Here is a 22397-nt window from a genome sequence, read left to right on the forward strand (position 1 = left end):
TTCTCCAATCTGCTTATGTTGGATGACAAGATCATAGGTTCGGAAACTGAGCTTTGAGTACGGCGTTGTAGCGGTCCTGCGCCGCACGGTAGGCGGCACGTTTCTCCGCCCGGGGGTGAGCTGTCTTCTCCTCGTCGACGCTGACAAGTCGCTCGGAGAGCACAGCAAAAGTAACCGGAGTTCCCTGCTGGCACTTGTACGCATAGATGGCCTGAATCGCTGCTCCCAGGCAGCCGGCCTCTTCTTCAATCGGTACCTGGATCACCGCACCGGTGGCATCGGCAATCATCTGCCGCCACTCTGCCGAGCGCGAACCGCCGCCGATCACCTGAATCTTGCTCGCGAGCTGGCCTTGCAGAATCAGCTCAAGACCATTCAGAACGCCGAAGGTCACGCCTTCAATGACGCCGCGCAGCAGGTTGCCGGCGCTGAAGTTCGTGGCCGTCACACCATGCATGCTGCCCTGTGCGGTTGGCAGATCCGGCGTACGTTCGCCGTTCAGGAAGGGCAGGAAGGTGATACCGTCCGCGCCAGGATTGGTCGAGGCCAGAACCGGATCGATGTCCTCGACGCCCTTGCCCAGCACGTGCAAAGTCTGTGTCACCACGTTGGTCGCGTTCATAGTGCAGACCAAGGGCAACCATCCACCAGAAGAGGAGCAGAACGGCGCCACACTCGGATCGACACTGGCTAACGGCTTTTCCAGGAACGAATAGACCGTCGACGAAGTGCCCAGGCTCAGCGTCACAATGCCGGGACGAACATTGCCGGTTCCGATCGCGCCCATCATGTTGTCCCCGCCGCCGGAAGAGACAACGCACTGCGGCGATAGTCCAAGCTCAGCTGCAACCTCGGGACGAACTGCGCCGACAAGCTGGTCTACCTTCAGCAGCGGAGGCAGTGCTGCGGCAAGCTGGCCGGTACCGCCATCGATCTCATCCAGAATCTCGCGAATCCATTCGCGCGTGCGAATGTCGAAGAAAGCTGTGCCGGAGGCATCGCCGTACTCAGCATACATCTGCCCGGTAAGCCAGAAGTTCAGATACTCATGCGGCAGCAGGATGTGACGGATACGGGCAAAGTTCTCCGGCTCGTTCTCCTTGATCCACAACAGCTTTGAGACCGTGTATCCGGTCATGGGCAGAATGCCAAAGCGCTCCATTACGGCGCTTTTTCCGCCCAGCCGCTCAATCAATGCAGAGTTCTGCGGAGCGGTCTCGGTGTCGTTCCACAGCTTCGCTGGCCGGATCACCTGTTTCGCTTCGTCCAGAATCACCAGGCCGTGCTGCTGGCCACTTACACCAAGCGCCAGAACCTCTGCGCCATGATGGCTCACCGCCTGCGTCACACTCGTCCGCAAGGCATCGACCCACCACTGCGGCTCCTGTTCGCGAGCCCCGCTGGCACGCTCAATCAACTGATGCCTGGCATATCCTCGACCACGGACCGCGCCCGCCTCGGTGATGAGAAGAGCCTTTGTACCCTGGGTTCCACAATCAATTCCCAAGTACATAGATCAGAGCTCCCATCTGGTTTGAAGTTCTAAAGAAAGGAGGCTGTTGAGGGGCCGCAGTTTCTTTATTTTCCGTCCAAAAATATATCAACATGTTCTTTCGATGGTCAATGAAATCCGTTTTTTATAGGCTACGACATGCCCTAGGCTCTGCGGGATGCGTCGTGGGTCGAACGGTGGTAGGAGGCGTGACGCTGCATCAGCATCGCCGCGCTTCCGCTCAGGCGGGCCAACTCTGCATCACCGGCGGCGCGCAACAACGGCGGCGGTCCAGCCAGCATGGATGCCGCCAGCTCCTGTGCAACGACCGGGCCAAAACGATCCCACGAGGCGGTGATATCGCCGACTACCAGAATCAGTTCCGGCGAAATACTGGCGGTGATCAGCCGCAGGCCTCGGCCAAGGGCGCGCGCCTGTTCAGTGAGCGCCTCGATGGCGTTCTCATCGCCCTCTTCGCTGAGTTGCAGCAGCTCATAGATATCCTTTACCTTGCGGCGGCTGGCCTCGTTGAAGCTCCGAATGGCTGCGCGCGAAGATGCGACCATCTCCCAGCACCCCTTCTGCCCGCACTGGCACAGGGGCCCACTGGGGTCGATCGAGACGTGGCCGAACTCACCGGCCATGCCGTTGTACCCCGAGTGCATGTGTCACCCGGCAAGAATTGCCGCGCCGACACCCTCCGCCACCGCCACCAGCACCACATCCCGGGCGCCTTGCAGGCGGCCGAACCAAAGCTCTGAGATCAGGCAGACGTTGGCATCGTTGTCGATCTCCACCTGCAGGCCGGAGACATCTTCCAGGGCCTTCTTCAGATCGAACTCATGCCAGTGCATATTCGGCGCGAGCAACACACGCTGGGTCGCCGGCTGCACACGGCCCGGCAGGCTCACGCCGATCCCCTCGAATGACTTGGTCGAGTGTTCATCACGCAATGCCCGCATCCGCTTACCAATCTGCGCCACCGTCTTCTTCAAGTCCGACGAGGTCGTGATGGTCTCGCGAGACAGGAAGCGGCCGCTCAGATCTGCCACTGCAAGAATGGCGCGGTCCGGACGCAGATCAAGCGCCAGCGTGACCTTGTCGCTGTTGACCGAAAGCATGGTGGACGGCCGCCCTCGCGCGGGCTTGATGACCGCGCCCTCCTTCACCCAGCTCTCCTGGATCAACTGCTCGACAATCGCCGAGACCGTGCTTGGGCGCAGGCCAGAGAGACGCGACAGGTCAGCGCGAGCCAGCGGTTGCTTGAAACGAATAAGTTCAAGGATGATGTCGCGATTGATATCGCGAGCCATCTCGCTGGAGGCAGGCTGGAAGGACGCCAGGTCGATCTGGCGCACTCCATGGGTCTGCCGTGCATTCGGTTTTCTGGACTTCAGAGAACTCATCGTACCGATCAGTAGAGCATTTTCCCTGCAGGTGTAGAGTAGGGCTTCCGCATCTATGGGCGTTTTCCGCAATGAAAACGCCGCTCCACTCCTCTTCCGGGATACCCAGCAACAGGGAAAATGCTCTAGTTGCCACCATGGTACGACAGCAAGTCACATCACCGTAACTACTTAAGAGATGTCCAGGAAGATTGGCTCGCTGAGGAGCGCAATGCTGCCTCAATGAACTTCAATCCCTTCACTCCATCCTGGCAGGTCGGCAGCAGCAACGACGACGGTGCAGGATCACGCTCTTCCAGCCGGGCCGTAATGCGCTCTGCCAGGTCCGCGTAAAGCTGGGCAAAGGCCTCGAAGTATCCCTCAGGATGGCCGGCAGGCAAACGCGCCGCCGCGGCATTCAACGCTCCGCCACCCCGGCTCAAAATCTGCGTCGGGTGGTTCAGCGGCGTGTACCGCGCGTAGTTCGGGTTCTCCTGGTTCCACTCCAGCGAACCGGCTTCACCATAGATACGCAGATTCAGATTGTTCTCATTGCCAATGGCAATCTGCGACGACCACAGGCTGGCCTTGGCGCCGCCCTCGTAGTGGATCATCGCCTGGACGTTGTCATCCAGCCGGCGTCCGTTAACAAAGGTCGTCAGATCGGCAGAAATCGATGCCGGCTCAAGGCCGCTGACGAAGTAAGCCAGGTGATAGGCGTGCGTTCCGATATCACCGAGGCAGCCGGCCGGGCCGCTGCGCTTGGGATCGGTACGCCACTCGGCCTGCTTATTCGCTCCCGTGCTCTCGAGTGGAGTCGCAAGCCATCCCTGCACATACTCCACATTGATCATGCGGACCTTGCCGAGCACGCCGCTCTCCACAATGCTGCGCATCTGACGCACAATCGGATAGCCGGAGTAGGTGTGCGTCAGCGCGAAGATCAGACCGGAACGCTCGACCTCTTCGGCCAGCTTCACCGCATCGTCCAGCGTCGTCGTCATGGGCTTATCGCACATGACATGGATACCTGCGTCGAGGAACGCCTTGGCGATGGCGTAGTGCGTATCATTCGGCGTCACGATCGCGACAACATCGATGCCGTCGTCGCGCTTCGACTCAACCTCAGCCATCTCGGCGAAGCTGCCGTAGGCACGCGGAATTCCCAACTCTGCCGCAAAGGTCTTCGACTTCTCCGCATTGGAAGAGAGCGCCGCCGCTACCAGATCGTACTTACCATCGAACCGTGCCGCAATGCGATGCACCTCTCCGATGAAGGCCCCTGGGCCTCCGCCGACCATGCCCAGGCGCAGCTTCCGTCCGAGCTTCTTGCTCATGCGTCCTTCCTTCCAATGCCAAGCAGGTTATCGAGCATCCGCTGATCGGTCGTGGCTCCGGCGAAGTCATCGAACGCCTTCTCCACCGCCTGAATGATGCAGCTCTGGATGAACGGCGCGCCTTCACCCGCGCCCTGCGCGGAGCTCTTGATGCAGCACTCCCACTCCATCACTGCCCAGCCGTCAAACCCATATTGCGTCAGCTTGGAGAAGATCGCCTTGAAGTCGACCTGGCCATCGCCCAGCGAACGGAAGCGGCCCGCACGATTCGCCCAGGACTGGAAGCCTCCATAGACGCCCTGCCGTCCGGTCGGCCGGAACTCGGCATCCTTGACATGAAACATCTTGATGCGGTCGTGATACAGGTCGATGTACTCCAGATAATCGAGCCCCTGCAAAATAAAGTGGCTGGGGTCATAGAGCAGGTTGCAGCGCTTGTGCCCCTTCACCAGGTCGAGGAACATCTCAAATGACGACCCGTCGTGCAGATCCTCGCCGGGGTGGATCTCGTAGCAGACATCCACGCCCTGCTCCTCGAAGAAATCCAGCAATGGCAGCCAGCGCTTCGCCAGCTCTCCGAAGGCGGTCTCCACCAGACCTGCAGGACGCTGGGGCCAGGGATAGAGATATGGCCATGCTAAAGCTCCCGAGAAGGTGGCATGGCGATCAAGTCCCAGGTTGCGCGAAGCCTTCGCTGCGAAACGAAGCTGCTCGATCGCCCACTCGGTACGCGCGGCAGGCTTGCCGTGCACAGATGCCGGAGCAAAGCTATCGAATAACGCGTCGTAGGCGGGATGCACTGCGACGAGCTGGCCCTGCAGATGCGTCGAGAGCTCCGTAATCGCCAGACCATGCGATGTGGCAATTCCACGCACTTCATCACAATAGGCTGTGCTTTCCGCGGCGCGCTTCAGGTCGAACAGGCGACCGTCCCAGGTAGGGATCTGCACACCTTTGAAGCCGATCTCGGCTGCCCATTTGCAGATCTCGTTCAGTGAGTTGAATGGCGGTTCATCGCCGGCAAACTGCGCAAGAAAGATTCCAGGTCCCTTGATCGTCTTCATGATTTGCGATGTTCTCTCCCGACCATCTTACTTCTGTGGCGTGGGTTGTGGAGCCGGGCGCATCGGCGGCGGGCCGTCCATCGGGTTCAGACCCTTGCTGTAATGCGGATCCTTCGCTGCGAGATCGGTCCGATAGCTCACCGTATTCGCCGTCGGGAACGAGGTGGGAACAGGCTGCGTCACCTTACCGGTCGCGACCCACTCCACACCGCGCTGGAAGGCAACCACATAATCCACCGAGCTGATCGCCATCACATCGTGACCCAGGGTCGAGTGGAAGATGCGTCCTTTACCGAACTGGGAGACCATCAGCATCGGTTCGTCAAAACCGGTGCCATGATTCTCGGGATCAGAGTAGGCCGTGGCCAGAACCGTCATCTTGCCCGGACCACGCAGGTTGGCATACATCTCGTCGCCCTGATGCATCCACTGCTTCGGCAGCCCCTTGGTGATGGGGTGGTTGGCATCGCGCACCGTGAGTTGGAACGGAAGCCGCAAACCGTGAGAACCCGCCCGGCCCGGCTTATCATCGGCGACCAGCTTGCCATCCTTATAAACCCAGTGCGGACCGGCCTTCTCAGTACGTCCGCGCCATCCGCCGATACCGATCATCTCATTGAAAGCCACCCAGTCCGGGAAGGCGTTATCGGCAGCATGGATCGTCACCAGACCGCCACCGTTGTTCATGTACTGCTCGAAGGAAGACTTCACCTCGCTCGACCAACGCTCATCCGGAGCGTCATAGTTCAACACCACCGCCTGATACTTCGACCACGCGGGATGGAACTGCGAGAAGTCACCATCTTTCTGGATGGTCAGCACCTCCACATCGAAGAGGCCTGTCTCCTCCAACTCCTGCTTCAGGACCGGCGTCTCCGCCGCCCAGTTGTGATACGGAGCCGCGCTTTCACCGTCAAGAATCAGAACGTGGATCTTCGACGCGGCCATCGCCGCAGGTGTCAGCGCGCCAAAACCAACCGCGAGTGCAAGAAACCATTGCTTCATATCTGCCTCTTCTTACTTCGTTGTTGCTGCAGTTGGAGTCCGCTTCGCCGCGGTTGCCGCCGGAGCATCAGGCAGGCGCCAGGCAAACATCACATTGCCGCCGCTGGTCAGGATGTACTGATGCCCATCCAGCTCATAACTGATCGGTGACGAGGCAATCTGTCCACCGGCGCCGGCGTGCCACAGCGTCTTGCCCGTCGCTGTATCCAGTGCCAGGAAGTTTCCGGCCGAATCACCGGTAAAAGTCAACCCGCCTTCCGTGGTCAGAACGCCGGAGCCGGCGCGCTGGCCAAGCTCATGCGACCAGCGGATCTTGCCGGTCTTGTAATCGATCGCGTCCAGCACGCCCTTGCTCCACAGACCGTAATCCGCGCCGGCCCAGCCGTATGCACCGTCCGCGGGCTTATTGAAGTAGAGGCTGTAGCTCGGCGAAGCACTCACGATAAACAGGCCGGTCTTGGGATCGAAGCTCGGCGACCGGTAGTTCGTCATGCCTCCCTCATCGGGTGCGATCAGGCGGCCATCTGGCGCTGGCTCCTTATCGGGATTCGGAATCGGCCGGCCATCCTTATCCACGCCCTTCGTCCAGTTCACCGGGCCGAAGGTCGTGGTTAGCAGATTCTTGCCGTTCGTCCGGTCAATCACGAAGAAGTAGCCATTGCGCGAGGCCTGCATCAGCATCTTGCGCGGCTTACCGTCGAAGACCCCGTCGGCCAGCACCGGAATCTCCACTGCATCCCAATCGTGGGTGTCGTGCGGCGAGGGCTGGAAGTGCCACACCAGCTTTCCGGTCTCCGGATCGAGCGCCAGGATCGTGCAGGTATAGAGGTTGTCGCCCGGCCGCACCTTGCCATTCAGCACCGGCGAAGGATTACCTGTGCCGAAATAAATCAGGTTCAGATCCGGATCATACGTACCGGTCATCCACATGTTTCCGCTGTACGCCACGCGCGGCGTGTCTACCGTGGGTGTGGAGTAAAACGTCCATTGGGTTTTGCCGGTATCAGGATCGACCGCGCGCAGGAAGCCCTGCAGATTATCGAAGTCACCTGAAGCTCCCACCAGAACGTGGTTGCCAACGATCAAAGGGGACATCGTTGCCCACTGTCCCTTCTTCGAGTCGGCAACCTCCACATCCCACAGCACGTTGCCGGTCTTCGCATCCAACGCCTGCAGATGCGCATCCGAGGTCATGTAGTAGAGCTTGTCCTTCAGAATGCTCACACCACGCTGGCCGATATGAAACGCCTTGGTCTGCGGCGCGGCGTAGTGCCACAACTGATGACCGGAGCGGGCGTCGATCGCCCATACGTGATCCGGCAGCGTGAAGTACAGAATGCCGTCCACCAGAATCGGTGTCGCCTTCAGAACTCCGTTCTGCTGTGTCTGAAAGGCCCATTCCAGCGTAAGTCCGCTGACATTGCGTGTATTGATCTCCGTCAGTGCGCTGTGGCGACGGCCGGAATAGTCGCCGTGATATCCCGGCCAGCTATCGGGCGGCGGATTCCTCAGGATCGCGCTGTCTACATTCTGCGCATTCAAACCCATGGTGGCAGTCGCGGCCACAGCCAGCGTCAGCACTCGTGCACTCTTTTTCCAATTCATCCGGACCTGCTTCAACGTGCGCTCTCTTTCCTTACTTAAGGGTTTGGATATACGCGAGAACATTATGAATGTCGTCATCGGTGTACTTGCTCATGGCGGTTACGTGAGCCTCAACCGGCTTATCGAGCTTTGCAGTGATCGCTGTCATCGGCCATGAGCGATAGATACCGGAGCTGTCACGAATCCCGAGCGTGAACTCGTCCTCGTATTCAACAGTGCCGGTAAAGGTCTGGCCCGACTTGGTCTTCACAGTCGCCTTCGTCTTGGCGTCGCGGGGGTACAACATCTGCATCTCAAGTCTGAGACCGCTGAACTTCGACGCAATCCCAGCTAGATCTCCGGTTGCGGAGTGGCACTGTGTGCACCCGCCCGGCCCTTCGAAATATTTCTTACCTGCCTCGGCATTGCCGGTGTGCAGATCGCTCTCGTCGACACCGCGGCGATTGCCGGACTGCGACAGGGAGGCGTCCTGCTGAGCATGAATAAAGGCCACGAGATTCAGAATCTCGGTATCCGACAGGCTGAAGCGCGGCATGCCCTTATCCAGGCGACCGTTGCGGATCACGGCCCCGATCGCCTCGCCGTTCTTATCGCCGGTTACCAGCTTCGAACGTGTCAGATCAGGCCCGGTCTCGCCGCCGCCTGCATCCTTGCCGTGGCAAAAAGCACAGTTCTGGATAAAGAGCGCGCCGCCATTTTCCGCCTGCTGCGGCGTGAACTTGGCGTGTTCCGGCAGAGGTCCTTGCGACCCGACCGTCCAACTAGGCCTTTGAGCAGGAGTTCGTGGAGCTTGCGCCGTCATACGGCTAAAGGTAAACAGCATGGCCGGAGCCGCAACGGCGGCGGTCAGCAGGATGTCTCGGGAACGGAGCCTCATCGAACCTTCGCTTCTTGCGCCGCGCAAACTCCATTGGAAGCAAGGCGCAGCCGTAATAAAAATGGATTTATTTTCCGCCTCGAATATAAGAGGCGCGAAAAACGCATGTCAAGCGCGGTTGTAGCTGGAAAAAGCAGGCCCCGGCATAAAGCCGGGGCCCGTTGGAGGTTAGAAATGAACGCGGAGGACGAATTCCATCGTGCGCGGATCAGTTGAAGCCGTCGCCTGGCCGAAGGAATTTTTGAAACTACCGGTCGAGTCGAAGTTCGGCTGATAGGTCCCATTTGCCTGCGCAGTTCCGAGCGTATTGCTGATCGTGAAGAGCGACAGGTGGTTCGGAGCATTGAACATCTCGGCGCGGAACTCCGCTCCAATCTCTTCGTGGATCGGAATGTTCTTCTGCAACGCGACGTCCCAGTTATTGAACAGCGGCCCCTTGATGGCATCGTATCCCAGGTTGCCGTAGGTTCCCGGCGCCGGAACAGCGAATGCAGCAGGGTTTAGGTACTGCTTGCCGTTATGCGCGTAGGGATCGCCAACCAGATTCGGGCGCTGAGGAACAGCGGAAGTTGTCACGAGATTGCCTGCGACTGACTGGCCGGAGGGCTGAACCACATTGATCGGCAGGCCGTTCGCAATACGGGTAATACCGGAGAGCTGCCAGCCTCCGATGACACGCTTGTACCAGTCCTGCTCATGCTGCCAGAACGGGATGGGATAGACATAGCTGGCTACGAAGATCTTCGGCTGGTTGTAATTGGCCGGACCATAGTCAGCGTGCAGATTGTTGCTGTCCTGCGGCTGATAGTCAAACGTAGAACCTTCGGTCAGAGCCTTAGACCATGTATAGGAAATCGTCGCCAGGCCACCGTGGCTGAAATGGGTTTGCATACGGAACTGCAGCGAGTTGTAGTTCGCATGGGCTCCGTTGGTGTACTGGTAGATTTCGCCGTAGCCGCGATACGGACGCCATGCGTTACGCTGAGCGGCGGCCAACGGATTTGCCTGCTCAGTGCCAGCGGCGGCCTGGTTGAGGTTTTTGCGGTAGGTCAGATTCGCTGAACGTGAGCCTACATAGTTCAACTCAAGGGACGTGTTGTTGAACAGCTTGTGCTGTACACCAAAGCTGTAGCTGTGAATCCGCGGCGGCTCAAGGTTCATTGCCGCCGAGTTACCGATATTGGTTGGCGTGGACTGTGTACCGATGCTGCCGAGGCTGTCTACGTTACCGGCGCTGGCAAGTGAAGCAACTGCGGTAAACGGCAGCTGCGACGACGCACCGTAGATATAGTTGCCTTCGACACGCTCGTAGGACATGCCGTAGCCGCCGTGAATGACGGTCGCCTGTTTGCCCGTCAGGTCATACGCGAACCCAACTCGAGGCGCGAAGGTATTGTAGACGGTGTTGACAATGCCGCCGGGCTTGTTGCGGAACAGCGCCTGCACGGCTGGGTTGTTGTATACGGATGGCGCTACCACCTGCTTCGCCTTCTCAGAGAAGCCGTTGCCGGGCAGTACCAGACCGTTGTAAGGCGAAGGATTGGAGGTAATGCTTCCGTTCGCCTGGCTGATGGTCGCTGCCTTCGACTGATCGAAGAGCGTCGGGTCGAAGAACGCGGTGTTGTTGGGCCAGCTTGAAATTGGCGGCATGAACTGCCAGCGGAGACCCACATTCAAGGTCAACCGGCGGGTTGTTCTCCAGTCATCCTGCACATAGGTTTCAAACTGAGGAAAGCGGGCCTGGATCTGGGGAATGTTGCTGCCTTCGGTATAGTTTGCGAAGTTGCCTTGAACGAGGGCGTTCAACGATGCAAAGGTGAACTGTCCGTTCAAAGCCGGCGGAGCCGTCTGGTTCTTACGCGCGCGCCAGAAGTACGCACCGATCTTGAGCGAATGATTTCCCAGCACACGCGAGAAGTCATCCTTCAGCGCATAAATACGTTGATAGTTATCGAATTGCCTCGGCGATACGTTGGGGTTACCGAATCCAGTGATGGTAATCTGCGGAATGATCGGCGAAGCGTTGAACAGAGTCGCGTATGTCAGTCCGAAGTCAGAACGAAGGATCTTCGCCCCCCTGAACTGAGGATTCGCCCGAATGTTGCCACCCTCATTGATAATGTTTCCGGAATAGGAGCCGGTTGCGACGTTTACCGTCTTGTCATTGAAGGTATGCGTCCACTGCAGCGAAGAGGTCAGTCCAGGGATGGTACGGTCATAGATCACGAAGTTCGTCGGATTACCGACGTTAAGCGTGTTGTCATGAACGAAATGCCCACTGATCTGGTTCTTCTCGTTCATGTTGTAGTCGACCTTGACCAGGTATTCCGACTGGTTATTGTTTCCCAGGCTGAGGTAGCGGAAATTGCCAGTTGGGTCCTGCAGCACCGTCGCTGCAAGAGCGCGGCCGGTGGCAGTGGATCCTCCCGCTGCGATAGCACTTGCAATTGCCGCCGGCGTAGGGACCGTCACATTCTGCACCGTCGAGGTGCGAAGGCGCTTGTATTCCTGTGCGGCAAAGAAGAAGAGCTTTTCACGGTTCTTGTTGAAGACACCCGGGATCCAGATGGGACCGCCGATGGTGTAGCCGAAGTCGTTATACCGCAGCGGTGCCTTTACCGGAGGCGAGCTATAAGAACTGATCGCCCGGAAGGGATACGCCTGAATCGCGTCATTGCGCAGATACTCGTACACACTGCCGTGGAAGTTGCGCCCACCGCTCTTGATCGCGACGGAAACTGTCGCACCCGAAGTTCCACCGTAGCTGGCATCGTAGGCGGATGCGACGTTACGGAACTGCTGCAACGAGTCCGGTGAGATGTTTACGAAGTTGTTACCGCCGCCGCCGTTGTCCTTATTGTCGACCCCGTCAATGAAGTAGTTCGCCGAATCGGTACGAATACCATTGACCGACTGTGCGCTGCCGCTGACGCCATAGGTACCAAAAAGCGAGAAGCCGCCGGCCACTGTCTGCGATACACCAGGCTGAAGGGTGAGGAGCTGAATGTAGTTACGGCCGTTCAACTGGATCTGGGTAGCTTCTGTGCTGGAGATAACGCCGCCAATCTCGGCCGTCGTTGTCTGGATCAGCACATCGCTCGACTTTACCTCGATGGACTCAGTGGCCTGGCCAAGAGCAAGCTGAACCGGTACGGACGGCTTGCTGCCCACGTCAACGTGGACACCGGTCAGGACCGACTTCTTGAAACCCGACATCGTCGTAGTGACGGTGTAGATACCGACGGGAAGATTAAGAACGACGTAGTTACCGTCGTCGTTCGATTTGACCGCACGGCTGACGCCGGTGGCCTCGTTGGTTACGGTGACATCCGCCCCAGGAACCGACGCCCCGGAAGGATCGGTGACAGTGCCCGAAATCTGCTGGCTGTCCACCACCTGAGCTGCGGAAATTCCTATTGACGAAATAAGTACTAGGAAAAACATTAGAAGCCTTCGCTTCATATACGCCCCCTGTTCAATGACTTCCTATGGCCGCCCTGTGTGGAAGAGGACTTCCCTGCGTTACAAGGCAAACCTGTTTTTGAGTTCCGTCTTTGACGGCTTTATTACGCGGGCAAAAATATATAGGGAGAAGGCAAATGACTGTCAACCGAAATTTTGCTGTGTACCAAAATACGGGCAGAAAAAATGTTTTTATGAGTCGTCTCAGAGTTCTGGAGCGACTCCCTTTCTTATCAGGCAGTTCCGCCGGATTACCTTCCGAGCACTGCCCTAACGGGACCTGACAATCAAATGACATTCAACGCAACAAAAACTCTCGTTCCACCCTTGGACCCGGAACAAGGATGATGTACTCTTGCTCGCACCGGAACACCGGCTCTGTTTCGGGGACAAGTTTAAAGAAGCTCTTCCAGGTGCGAGGTATCCGTGATGCGGTTCCATCGGCGTGGGTTATATCTCTTTGCGGCAAGCCTTCTCGGGCTTGGGTCGGTCACGTTCGCTCAAAACAGTACTGTGCTAATCCCAGGGCCGTTGCGCTCGTTTCTGCGCATGGCGGGCGTCAGCCAGAAAGCCGCTCCGGAAGATATTCTTCCGCTCTTCGCGCGCAGTGTCTTCATCCGCGGCTACTCCGGCGGCAGGCCATCGGAATACCTGATGTTGCTGGACCGCTACGTTGCCCAGGCACGAGAACTCCAGGCGCTCGCAGGTCCCGCGGGAGCTCTTAAGGTCACAAACTGCACGGACGCGGTCCCACTTCTGCAGATCCTGGGTTACCGCATCCGCAACGGCTGTGGAAAGACCACACTGCTTACCACTGCCGATCCCGATCGAGCTTTCCTGACCATTGATTCCGGCTTTCCCCTGCCCCAGCTTGAAGAAGCACTGCAAAACGGCCAGACCTTTACCATGCCTTACACCTATTCGCAGGTGCCAGGTCTGTTGCATGAGGGTGACTGGTTCAGCATCAGCACCAGTCGTCGCCGTGGCATTAGCAGCCTGATTGACGCCATCGTCGACGATCCTTCAGTGGCGCGTCTTTATTGGGCGATGAGCAAGCTCGATCCTGAAACACGCAACGTGCTGCTGCGCCAGCCTGGTCTCCGCCGCCTGGCTCCAGTCGCGGCAGTCCTCGACTTCTATGGCGGAGAGCTCACCGTCCGCGATAACCGCGTCATCGTCCCTGGCGGCCCCACCAGCGACAATGCCTGGAAAGATATTGTGGGAGCCAGCCCGCAGTCGCCGGGAGACTTCATCCTGCATCTGCTTGCAAAAGACCGTGGCTGGACCGCGGCCTACTTCGACGCGATGTCTCGCGCCAGCCGTGAAGAGCAGGCTCACCTTACCGAGCCTACGCGCATGAAGCAGCTCTACGAAGCCTTCCGTCCCTCCGATCAGGATCCGCCTGCGACCCGCGGTGTCTTCCGCCGCGCTCCAGATATTCTTGTTCTCTTCTCACGTGCGAACTGGGCTCCCGATGGCACACCTCATATTCCGGGAGATATTGATACCTGGAAGCACATCCTGGCCGATGCTCCGCGCAATCACGCCACAAGCGAATGGGCCAAACGCGCAAAAGGATGGAATCGTCCGGAGCAGGTGCTGCAAGGGATGGTTGGAATCTCCCGCACCGATATGGAGAGCGGACCGCTGCAGATCTTCCTTCAGGCCAATGCCATCGACCGCGCCCGTGGCAATGCCAAACCGCTCGATCCGCAGACGGTTCGTCTGATGGCATCGCACTTCTCGCAGTACGCCAACTGGTTCCCGCTCTTTGCGGAGTTCCCAGAACTCGACAATGACTCAATTCAGCAGTTCATCAATACAGCTCAGGCTGTAGGCGGCATCTCCAATGAGACGCTTCGCGGCAACGCTCTCGGTTCCTTCCAGGCCATAGTTGGCATATGGCAGGTGCTGGCCCGCCAGGATGAGATCCAGCCCGCGATGCTGAATGCCTCCTGGCAACACATCCTGGAGCCCTTCAACAAGGTCCAGAATGATACCGAGCTCTTCGATCACGCCCGTGAATCGCTCGGACAGCTTGCCATGGCGGCCGCCGGGAAACCAAACTGCACACAGGATGAATGGATCAGTCTGCTTGGAGGTCCAAACCAGAGCAGCCGGGAAGCCCGCGCGATGCAGCAGGAGATGGCCGGCCGTATCCGTTCCGTCATGATCGATCAGCGGCTGGTCTCGCTTGATACGCTCTTCGCTTTCAGTGACGGTCTCTCCGCTCTTTCCCAAGGCACCACCACCGCAGACAAGTTACTGCCGATGGCCGAAGAACTACGCGAGTTCGAGATGCCGCGCGCCATTCTCACCACCATGGAGCGCATCGAGTGGGCTCCCCGCGGATACTCGATCCGCCATGCGCAGCTCCAGGCGCGTGTTGACATGACCAAGCTGCTGAAGTCGCAGCCAAACAAGCAGCAGCTTGAAAATGCCCGTGGCACCCTGGCCGCCTTTCTCCGCGACACGCTGGTAGGACTGAACTACGCCTACTACGAGCCACCTGGCGCTCAGATGCTGCACCACAATCCCGTCTTTGTGCGTGCCCATGACTTTACCGGCGCCACCGTTTCGAGCCCTGAACGTGCATGGATGATTGCGGAGCTCTTCGGTACCGGCTCGCCTGCCAGCGGCGGAGCATATCTCGCCGGCTCGCTCGCGGACCTTCCCTTCGCTTTGGCAAAGTCGGAGCAGGACTTCATCGTTCCGGAAAATGTACAGGCACTTATCTGGCGCGAACTGGTTCCTGAGCTTCTCGTCTCCGCGAGCATGCCGCGTTGGTGGGAGATCACCGCTCCGGAGATGCATGCCGCTGCGCTCTATCAACGAGCCGGAGAAGACCTGATCGATCTCGCCCGTAAAAGTCCAGAAGTCCGTTCCCGCGTCCGCGGCATCCTGGAAGATCGCCTGACCGTCGGTCAGATGATAACGGTAGATGATGCATGGAACAGCAAAGCTCCCACACCGCCAAAGATAGCTCCCGCCGATGCTTTCTATCTCACCTCGCTGTACCGCACAAGGTTCCCGCAGGAGCAGGCATGGAGTCCCGCGGAACAGGAACTCGAAGCGCTGAGCAAAGAACATCCGGAAGAGTCACGGTCTGACCGTATTGCGCGCGATTTCGGCGTACCTCACCCGGTCATGGATTCCAGCTATGGCCGCAATCTGCTGGCGATCAAACCATTTCCTTTCTTCGGGGGATTCTCGAGCCGCCTCTTCGGTGAAAGCTGGGACTCCAACAACTTCTACTGGGCCCGGCTTGCCGATGAGCTCGGCTATCAACCAGTCATGCTTCATCGTCTTGTGCCGGAACTGACCCGGCGTATGACGGCAAAGATCTTCGCATCGCACATCGAAGACTGGGCCGCGCTGGACCGTGCCATGCGAGAGACGGGAGAAGACTTCCGGCATACGATTACGGCACAAAAAGCAGCGCAAGCGGTTGCAAGCAGCGTGCAATGAAATTTGGGATTACGGGACACTGAGTATGTTTAGAAATTTGTTCACTGGAACGTCATTGGGTCTGTTGGTGCTTTTGCATGGTGGCCTGCGCGCGCAGGAGGATAGCTCGCGGATTCGCGTCAACGTCGTACTCGTACAGTTGAGCGTTGCCGTTACAGACGGCAAGGGCAATTACATCGGCGGTCTGAAGCCGAGTGATTTTGTCGTCACCGAGGATAAGATCCCCGAAAAGCTGGCAGGTTTTGAAGAGGGAGTCACGACACTCACACGCGCGGCTGACGATACAGGCGTTCCCATGTCTGCGACGGCTCCGCCTCCCATTTCCGCGCCCGGTGACCCGGCTCTTCCATCCGCGACCGGCGGTCCCCAGCCTGCTGGAGCCAGCGTCTTCATTCTGTTTGACAGCAGCAACTACATGTATCGCGGCTTCGTGTTCGCGCAGGACGCTATCGCGGATTTCATCCGTTCGCTCGAAGGCGTCAGCAAGGTGGCTTTCTACTCCTATAGCCGCAATCTCTCGAAGATTACTCCTCTCACCGCCGATCGTAGCGCCGTGATCCGCGGCGTCCGCAGCACCGTCGCCGGCGATGACGAAGCGCTCTACAACAGCCTCCTGCTTACCTTGAAAGACGCCGCTCCACTGCATGGCCGCAAAGCCATTGTCGTCTTCTCGAACGGTCCGGATAACGCCAGCATGGTCCCCCCGGAGGACGTAGCCGAATTAGCGCAATCCACGGGCACCATCATTTACATGATCAGCACCCGCGAGGCTCTTAACGATGAGGCTTCGACGACCGTCTTCGAACGCATTAGCAAGGCCACAGGTGGTAAAGCTTACTTCTCCAAGAGCTGGAAGGACGAGAAGATGGCCTTCGAGTCCATTCGCGAAGATCTGGCGCACCTCTACTCACTCAGCTATTACCCGGCGCCCAACCCCAATCAGGGCTGGCGCACCATTACCGTAAAGCTGGCTGACAAGAGCATGCAGAAATACAAGATTCGCACCCGCGAAGGTTATCGGCTTCAGCAGACCTCGCAGGTTGCACCGATCGCTCCTCCAGGACGCGAATGGCCGGGCGTGCCAACGCCACAGTAGCCATACACTAGACGACAAAGAGCCGGGGATCCTCTCCCCGGCTCTTTTGTGCTTTCTCCCAATTAGTCCAGCTTGCGCAACCAGATATTTTTGACCGAAATCTTGCAAGGTTGGCTTTCGATCTCAAATCCGATCAGACCAGCCTGGTTGTTAACTGACTTAGGATCGTCGTCGATATAGATCGCCATCAGGTGTCCATTGATGATATGCATCATCACCCCACCACGCGCGATCACCTCATAGTCGTTCCAGTCGTTAATCTTCACGTAACCGCCCAGCGCCTGCCGGTCGCCGATCTCAGCAACAAGACGATTCGGCTTGCCCGGAATTGTTTGAGTCACCTGTCCACGCCATGCCAGGATGCCCTGCATCGTATTCTCCGAGTACCACTGCCCGGTGTAGGTAAATGCCTGCGGTCTTACTGGAAACCAGAAGTCGGCCTGGGGCCCCGTCATCATGTAACGCAGATCATAGGGAGGCAAACCCGCGGGTTGTACACGCGTCCACGGGATTCCGGTCTGACTGCGATATTGAATGCCGCCACCGCCGCCCTTTTCTACTTTGATCTGCAGCTTCAGGTCGAAGTCCTTTGTCGTGTCTCCGCGATAAACGATGTAGTTATTTCCACGCGGCTTCCCTTCGAGGGTTTCACCGATCATCACACCGTCTTCAACGCGCCAGATCGTTGTATCGGCATCCCATCCGTTGAAGGTCTTACCATCGAAGATCTCTTTGAAGCCTGTGTGTTCATTAATGTCATAAGGATCTGGCTCATGAAACCTAGGCATACCTGGCAACGGTTTTCCGTCAGGCCCGATCTGCGGACGCCGTGGGGGCTGTGCAGCATCCGCCGAAGCAGGCGGCGCTTGCGCCATCAGGCTTGCCGAAGCACACACAAGTGCAGAGAAGCACAAGAAACCAACGATATGTGAACGAAGAGAGCGAGACGGCCGATACGGCATAGGAGCCATACAGTTTCCTTCCTTCCAAAGAAGAGTTTTTCAGGGACCGATGGCATCCTATCGCGAGACTGACGCTATTGGCGAGGGTAGGAAGGACGAAAAACAGAGAGCACATTTAACGCAGAACGGAAGGTCTGACCAGTGATGATCGTTATTCCTTTGGAAGAAGAGTTTCGCGACCCGAAAGCATTCCATCTTGATTCGAAGAATGGCACTGACAAATCTGCCAGTGCCGAGAGGGTATCGACATATAGGTAGAAGTGAGAGGCGAGGCATCTATTCAGGCCTACTTGGATTTTTGTCACACAATGAATGGCGCAAAAAGCAGATTTCTCCGCTATCGCTGCGAAATGCCAAAGAAAATCAAACCCTAAACGTCGATACACCTCACGGAAGCACCGCGACAGCCTCAATCTCAATCAGACACTCTTCGCGAAAGAGATCCTTCACCCCGGCGAGCGTGCTCACAGGCGGGTGTTGCACATCGATGTACCGATCGCGAATAGCCCGCAACGACTTCAGACGATCTGCATTCAACCCAACGATGTAGTAGTTAAGCTTCACCAGATTGAGCGGTGTGGCGCCATTCTCAGCAAGGACCGCCGTCAGGTTCTCGAAGGCCTGTTTTGCCTGTGCATTGAAGTCATCTTTCGCAATGTGGCCGCTTTTATCAGCGCCTACCTGACCCGATAGAAAGATGAGCTTTCCTCCCGTAACAACCGCCGATTGACTGTATCCAGATGATGGCGCCAGCGCCGGAGAGTTGTGAAACTGAACAGGAGAGTTGGTCTTGGCTTGCCCGAAAGCAGAAGCCGAAAGCACGAGACACAAAAGAAGAGAGGGGGTTACCCCCCCTCAGGAAATTCACAGCATTCATCCAGTACCTCCGCGGAGCGTTCCTTACGGGAACTCTCATTCACCAGAGATCATAGAGCATTTTCCCTGTAGATCTAGTGTAGGGGCTCCCGCATCTATGGGGCGTTATCCGCGATGAAAACGCCGCTTCACACCGCTTTCGGGATACCCAGCAACAGGGAAAATGCTCTAACGAGGAAGACCTTACCGCGGCAGTATTTTCACCATCGTGATTTGATCTGAGATCGTAAGCGGCATGGTTTGATTTGTCGTATGCGTGCTGGTCCAGTTCAGATTGCCGGTTGTGTCGAACGTACCTATATTGGGGGTATAGTAAGTTCCACCCAAAGAGAGAGTTACCTGCTGCGGGGTCACCGGCAGATACAAGCAGTTCACCGGATCGTAGCTACTCTGTTCTGACCAGAGGAGCAGCCAGAAACTCCCATCGTGCTTCTGGAGCAGTAGCTGACGAACGTTCGAATCTCCTCCAGTGACGGTATAGGGCAACGTCCCAGGAGTAAAGCTCGGTCCCGGGTCGGAGAGATTCGCAATCAGGTTTTGGATTGCGTAATATGCGGCCCGTGGATTCATATTGCCGTCAATCAGTCCGTAGCCAGGCGAATTGATCTCTTCGAGAAGCTCATACACATAGGTCCGCTTTACTCCATTCAGAAATGCGAGAGCATAGCTCCGTGGAATATAGGACTCCTCCACATCCGTTGGGATCGTATAAGGTGTCGGATTGCCCGGGAAGCTCAAGTATCCTGTCTCGCTGATCAACGAAGGCAGTCCGGGCGCGTCGAGATTCGCCTGATCGAGCCAGAATGGAAAAGACCCATAGGCATTTCCCTGTGCATCCAGACCGCCCCATCCAGCGATGCCGGGATTACGCCCACCGAAGTAGACGTGCAGATTGTTATGCGTCATCAGAGAACTGATATTGCCAACCGTTCCATAGGCTTCGTATGCGGCGAATGACGGTCCCAGCACAGGTATATTCAACGCTGTTCCGGCTGAACGCACCACCGGAGTAAACGCCATCATATTAGCCATGCTTGTGATTACAGTCGCTCCGCAATTCCCCGCTACATCACACTCATTCGGAGCCTCGAGAAGCTCCATGTCTTTGTTCACAGCCGAAAGTTTCTGAATGCTCTGGGATGTGATTGCGGGATCGTACGGCACCACGTAATTCGTGCGGATCCCGGATTGTGCCAACTGCTGATGACGCGTGGTCAACGGTGCGCCCCAGTTAGGATTGAAGTATCCATCACGGACATGACGGATACCAAGACGCTGCAAGTACGTCAACACCTTCGGCCAGTTGGTATAGTACGGGGTATTGTCGTAGGTCATGTGTGTAACCACACCCATCGAATCAACAAACGCATCGGCAGACGAAGCCTGCACCTGAGGCAGGGTTACTGGACCTGAACTTGTAGATGGCTGCCCCCCGGCTGCCAGTACCTCTTTGGCAGAACCGCAGCCCAAAGAAACGGCACAGCCGCACACAAACAATGCTTGTAGAATCCGTCTTCTGGATGATCTGCCGTGTCTTGATACCGGCTTCCCGAAAGCTTTCTTGCAGCTTGTATCCAAGGACTTTGAACTGAATAATGCCTGCTGACCCGCGGTCAGCATCCTCCCAAACGAAAGAAAACTCAAACTACCGTCCTTCAGACACACCAACACGAACGCGCACGAAGCGACGAACAAACGCGCAATGGTGGCGTCTACTTATTATTAGATTGAAATTGACGTGCTCAGTGTTTTCATCCTAAGCGGGAACTATTCCAGCGCTAGTTTCGGAATGCCATACAAAACGGCTTGCAGACCCATTTTGGTCCAAAGGTTTCCAGATTCCGCGCCAACCGCACACGAAGGTGTCTTCTTCTATAGCTGCCCATAAATTTTCGGGCAACCGACCTCACTGGGAACGAGGAGATTCACGCTTAGCGAACAGTCGGGAAGGCAACATTAAACGTAGTGGGTTACGTTCGAACGTTAATAACAATTAATACAGAACCTTCGTATTGAGGCAGCGCCGACCTAGCCCAGCAGAAAGATCGGCTTCCGGAGTCGGCGGAGCTATGAGCCGCACGCCGGAAGCGCAAGAAAAAAAGAGAGGGGGTGCCCCTCTCAGGAAATTCACAGCATTCATCCAGTAACCTCCGCGGAGCGTTCCCTACAGGAATTCTGATCCATCGGAGATCATAACGAGGATTACCGCGGAAGTATCTTCACAATCGTGATTTGGTCTGAGATCGTAAACGGCACTGTCTGGCTTGCTGTATCCGTATTGGTCCAGTTCAGATTGCCGCTTGTATCGAACGTGCCGACACTGGGAGTGTAGTAGGTTCCTCCAAGCGAAAGTGTTACCTGCTGCGGAATCACCGGCGTGTAGAGACTATGCACTGTGTCGTAGCTGCTTTGTTCTGACCAGAGGAGCAGCAAGAAGCTGCCGTCGCGTTTCTGAAACAGCAACTTGCGTAGCGTCGAATCTCCGGTGATGGCATAGGGCAATGTTCCAGGGGTAAAGCTCGGTCCCGGATCAGCGAGAGCCCCGATCAGGTTCCGAATCGCATAGTATGCCGGCCGCGGATTCATATTGCCGTCGACCAGTCCGAAGCCAGGGGAGTTGATCTCATCGAGGAGTTCGTACACATAGGTCCGGCCAATGCCGTTGAGATAAGCAAGGGCGTACGTCCGCGGGATGTAAGATTCTTCGACATCTGGAGGAACGGTGTAGGGGGTCGGGTTACCGGGGAAGGTCATGTAACCCGTCTCTGTGATCTGTGAAGGCAGCCCCGGTGCATCGAGATTTGCCTGGTCGAGCCAGAATTTAAATGTTCCGTATGCATTTCCCTGTGCGTCCGGAGCACCCCATCCTTCCGCGCCAGGATTGCGGCCGCCGAAGTATACGTGCAGGTTGTTGTAGTTCATGAGTGGACTGAGATTCCCCACTTGTCCATAGGTTTCGTACGCGGCAAAGGCCGGCCCAAGAACGGGAACATTCATCGCCGTTCCCGCTGACTTCACAACCGGCGAGATCGAAACCATATTGGCCATGCTTGAATCCCAGGAAACGCCGCAGCTTCCCGCGAGGTCACACTCATTCGGAATTTCGAGAAGCTCCATGTCATTGCTGACAGACGCAAGCTGCTGGATACTCTGCGAAGAAATCGTAGGATCGTAGGGAATCACATAGTTCGTACGGATTCCCGATTGCGCCAACTGCTGATGCTTCGTAGCAAATGGCGTCCAGCTCGGATCGAAATAGCCATCACGGATATGACGGATACCAAGATCCTGGAGGAACTTGAGTGTCTGAGACCAGTTAGTGTAGTAAGGAGTGTTCCCGTAGGTTATGTGTGTAACTACGCCCATCGAGTCGACAAAGGAATCGGCGGGAGAGGCCTGTACCTGGGGCAATGTTACCGCGTCTGTTGTGGTTGCCTGCCCACCAGCCGCCAATAACTGTCTGGCAGAGCCGCACCCCAGATAAAAGACAAAGGCGCACGCGAACGATGTGCGCATCCACTTGTTGAATTGATTGGTGCGTCGTGAGACCGGCTTCCGAATAATCGTCTTGCAGGTTGTATCCGATGGCTCCGAAATAGCTAGAGACTGCTGGCCAGCGACCAGAATCCTCCCAAACGAAAGAAAACCCAAACTACCATCCTTCAGAGACACCGCCGCTAGAGCATTTCCCTGTAGGTGCAGTGCGGGACTTCTACATCTATGGGTGTTTCCGCAATGAAAACGCCGCGGCAACTCCTCTTCCGGGAC

General features: G+C 57.1%; 13 protein-coding genes and 1 pseudogene. 2 read left to right on the forward strand and 12 right to left on the reverse strand.

Annotated features, from left to right (window positions below; all coding sequences use genetic code 11):
• Positions 1–31: 31 nt before the first annotated feature.
• The 8 genes and pseudogenes from xylB to OHL21_RS20935 all read right to left on the reverse strand — a co-directional run bounded on the left by xylB (position 32) and on the right by OHL21_RS20935 (position 12161).
• Positions 32–1513, reverse strand: coding sequence for a xylulokinase (gene xylB, locus OHL21_RS20900; protein ID WP_263419245.1), 1482 nt, complete (start codon positions 1511–1513; stop codon positions 32–34).
• A gap of 143 nt (positions 1514–1656) precedes the next feature.
• Positions 1657–2898, reverse strand: a pseudogene (locus OHL21_RS20905) (ROK family protein).
• A gap of 167 nt (positions 2899–3065) precedes the next feature.
• Entirely contained in the window at positions 3066–4214 is a 1149-nt protein-coding gene (locus tag OHL21_RS20910; protein ID WP_263419246.1) for a Gfo/Idh/MocA family protein, read from the reverse strand.
• Positions 4211–5278 (reverse strand): sugar phosphate isomerase/epimerase family protein, encoded by a 1068-nt coding sequence (locus OHL21_RS20915; protein WP_263419247.1) that lies wholly within the window; start codon positions 5276–5278, stop codon positions 4211–4213. Before OHL21_RS20915 ends, OHL21_RS20910 begins: the two co-directional genes overlap by 4 nt.
• A gap of 27 nt (positions 5279–5305) precedes the next feature.
• On the reverse strand, positions 5306–6283 hold the full coding sequence (locus OHL21_RS20920; protein WP_263419248.1) for a ThuA domain-containing protein: 978 nt from the start codon (positions 6281–6283) through the stop codon (positions 5306–5308).
• A gap of 12 nt (positions 6284–6295) precedes the next feature.
• Entirely contained in the window at positions 6296–7888 is a 1593-nt protein-coding gene (locus tag OHL21_RS20925) for an acido-empty-quinoprotein group A (RefSeq protein WP_263419249.1), read from the reverse strand.
• Between the two features lie 31 nt (positions 7889–7919).
• Positions 7920–8765, reverse strand: coding sequence for a c-type cytochrome (locus OHL21_RS20930; protein ID WP_263419250.1), 846 nt, complete (start codon positions 8763–8765; stop codon positions 7920–7922).
• A 168-nt stretch (positions 8766–8933) separates the two neighbouring features.
• Complete coding sequence (locus OHL21_RS20935; protein ID WP_263419251.1) at positions 8934–12161, reverse strand: carboxypeptidase regulatory-like domain-containing protein; 3228 nt, start codon at positions 12159–12161, stop codon at positions 8934–8936.
• Between the two features lie 597 nt (positions 12162–12758).
• Between OHL21_RS20935 and OHL21_RS20940 the strand changes: the two genes are divergently transcribed.
• On the forward strand, positions 12759–15695 hold the full coding sequence (locus OHL21_RS20940; RefSeq protein WP_263419252.1) for a hypothetical protein: 2937 nt from the start codon (positions 12759–12761) through the stop codon (positions 15693–15695).
• A gap of 25 nt (positions 15696–15720) precedes the next feature.
• Entirely contained in the window at positions 15721–16791 is a 1071-nt protein-coding gene (locus tag OHL21_RS20945; protein WP_263419253.1) for a VWA domain-containing protein, read from the forward strand.
• Positions 16792–16853: 62 nt separating this feature from the next.
• Here the strand turns inward: OHL21_RS20945 and OHL21_RS20950 are convergent, their stop codons facing one another.
• The 4 genes from OHL21_RS20950 to OHL21_RS20965 all read right to left on the reverse strand — a co-directional run bounded on the left by OHL21_RS20950 (position 16854) and on the right by OHL21_RS20965 (position 22280).
• Positions 16854–17579, reverse strand: a complete 726-nt coding sequence (locus OHL21_RS20950; protein WP_263419254.1) for a 3-keto-disaccharide hydrolase — start codon at positions 17577–17579, stop codon at positions 16854–16856.
• 561 nt (positions 17580–18140) lie between these two features.
• Positions 18141–18575, reverse strand: a complete 435-nt coding sequence (locus OHL21_RS20955) for a RidA family protein (protein WP_263419255.1) — start codon at positions 18573–18575, stop codon at positions 18141–18143.
• Between the two features lie 237 nt (positions 18576–18812).
• Positions 18813–20018 carry a hypothetical protein gene (locus OHL21_RS20960; protein WP_263419256.1) on the reverse strand — a complete coding sequence of 402 codons (1206 nt, stop codon included), beginning with the start codon at positions 20016–20018 and terminating at the stop codon, positions 18813–18815.
• 813 nt (positions 20019–20831) lie between these two features.
• Positions 20832–22280, reverse strand: a complete 1449-nt coding sequence (locus tag OHL21_RS20965; protein ID WP_263419257.1) for a hypothetical protein — start codon at positions 22278–22280, stop codon at positions 20832–20834.
• Positions 22281–22397 lie beyond the last annotated feature (117 nt).

Origin of the sequence: Terriglobus albidus (genome assembly GCF_025685425.1) — a bacterium.
GTDB lineage: Bacteria > Acidobacteriota > Terriglobia > Terriglobales > Acidobacteriaceae > Terriglobus > Terriglobus albidus.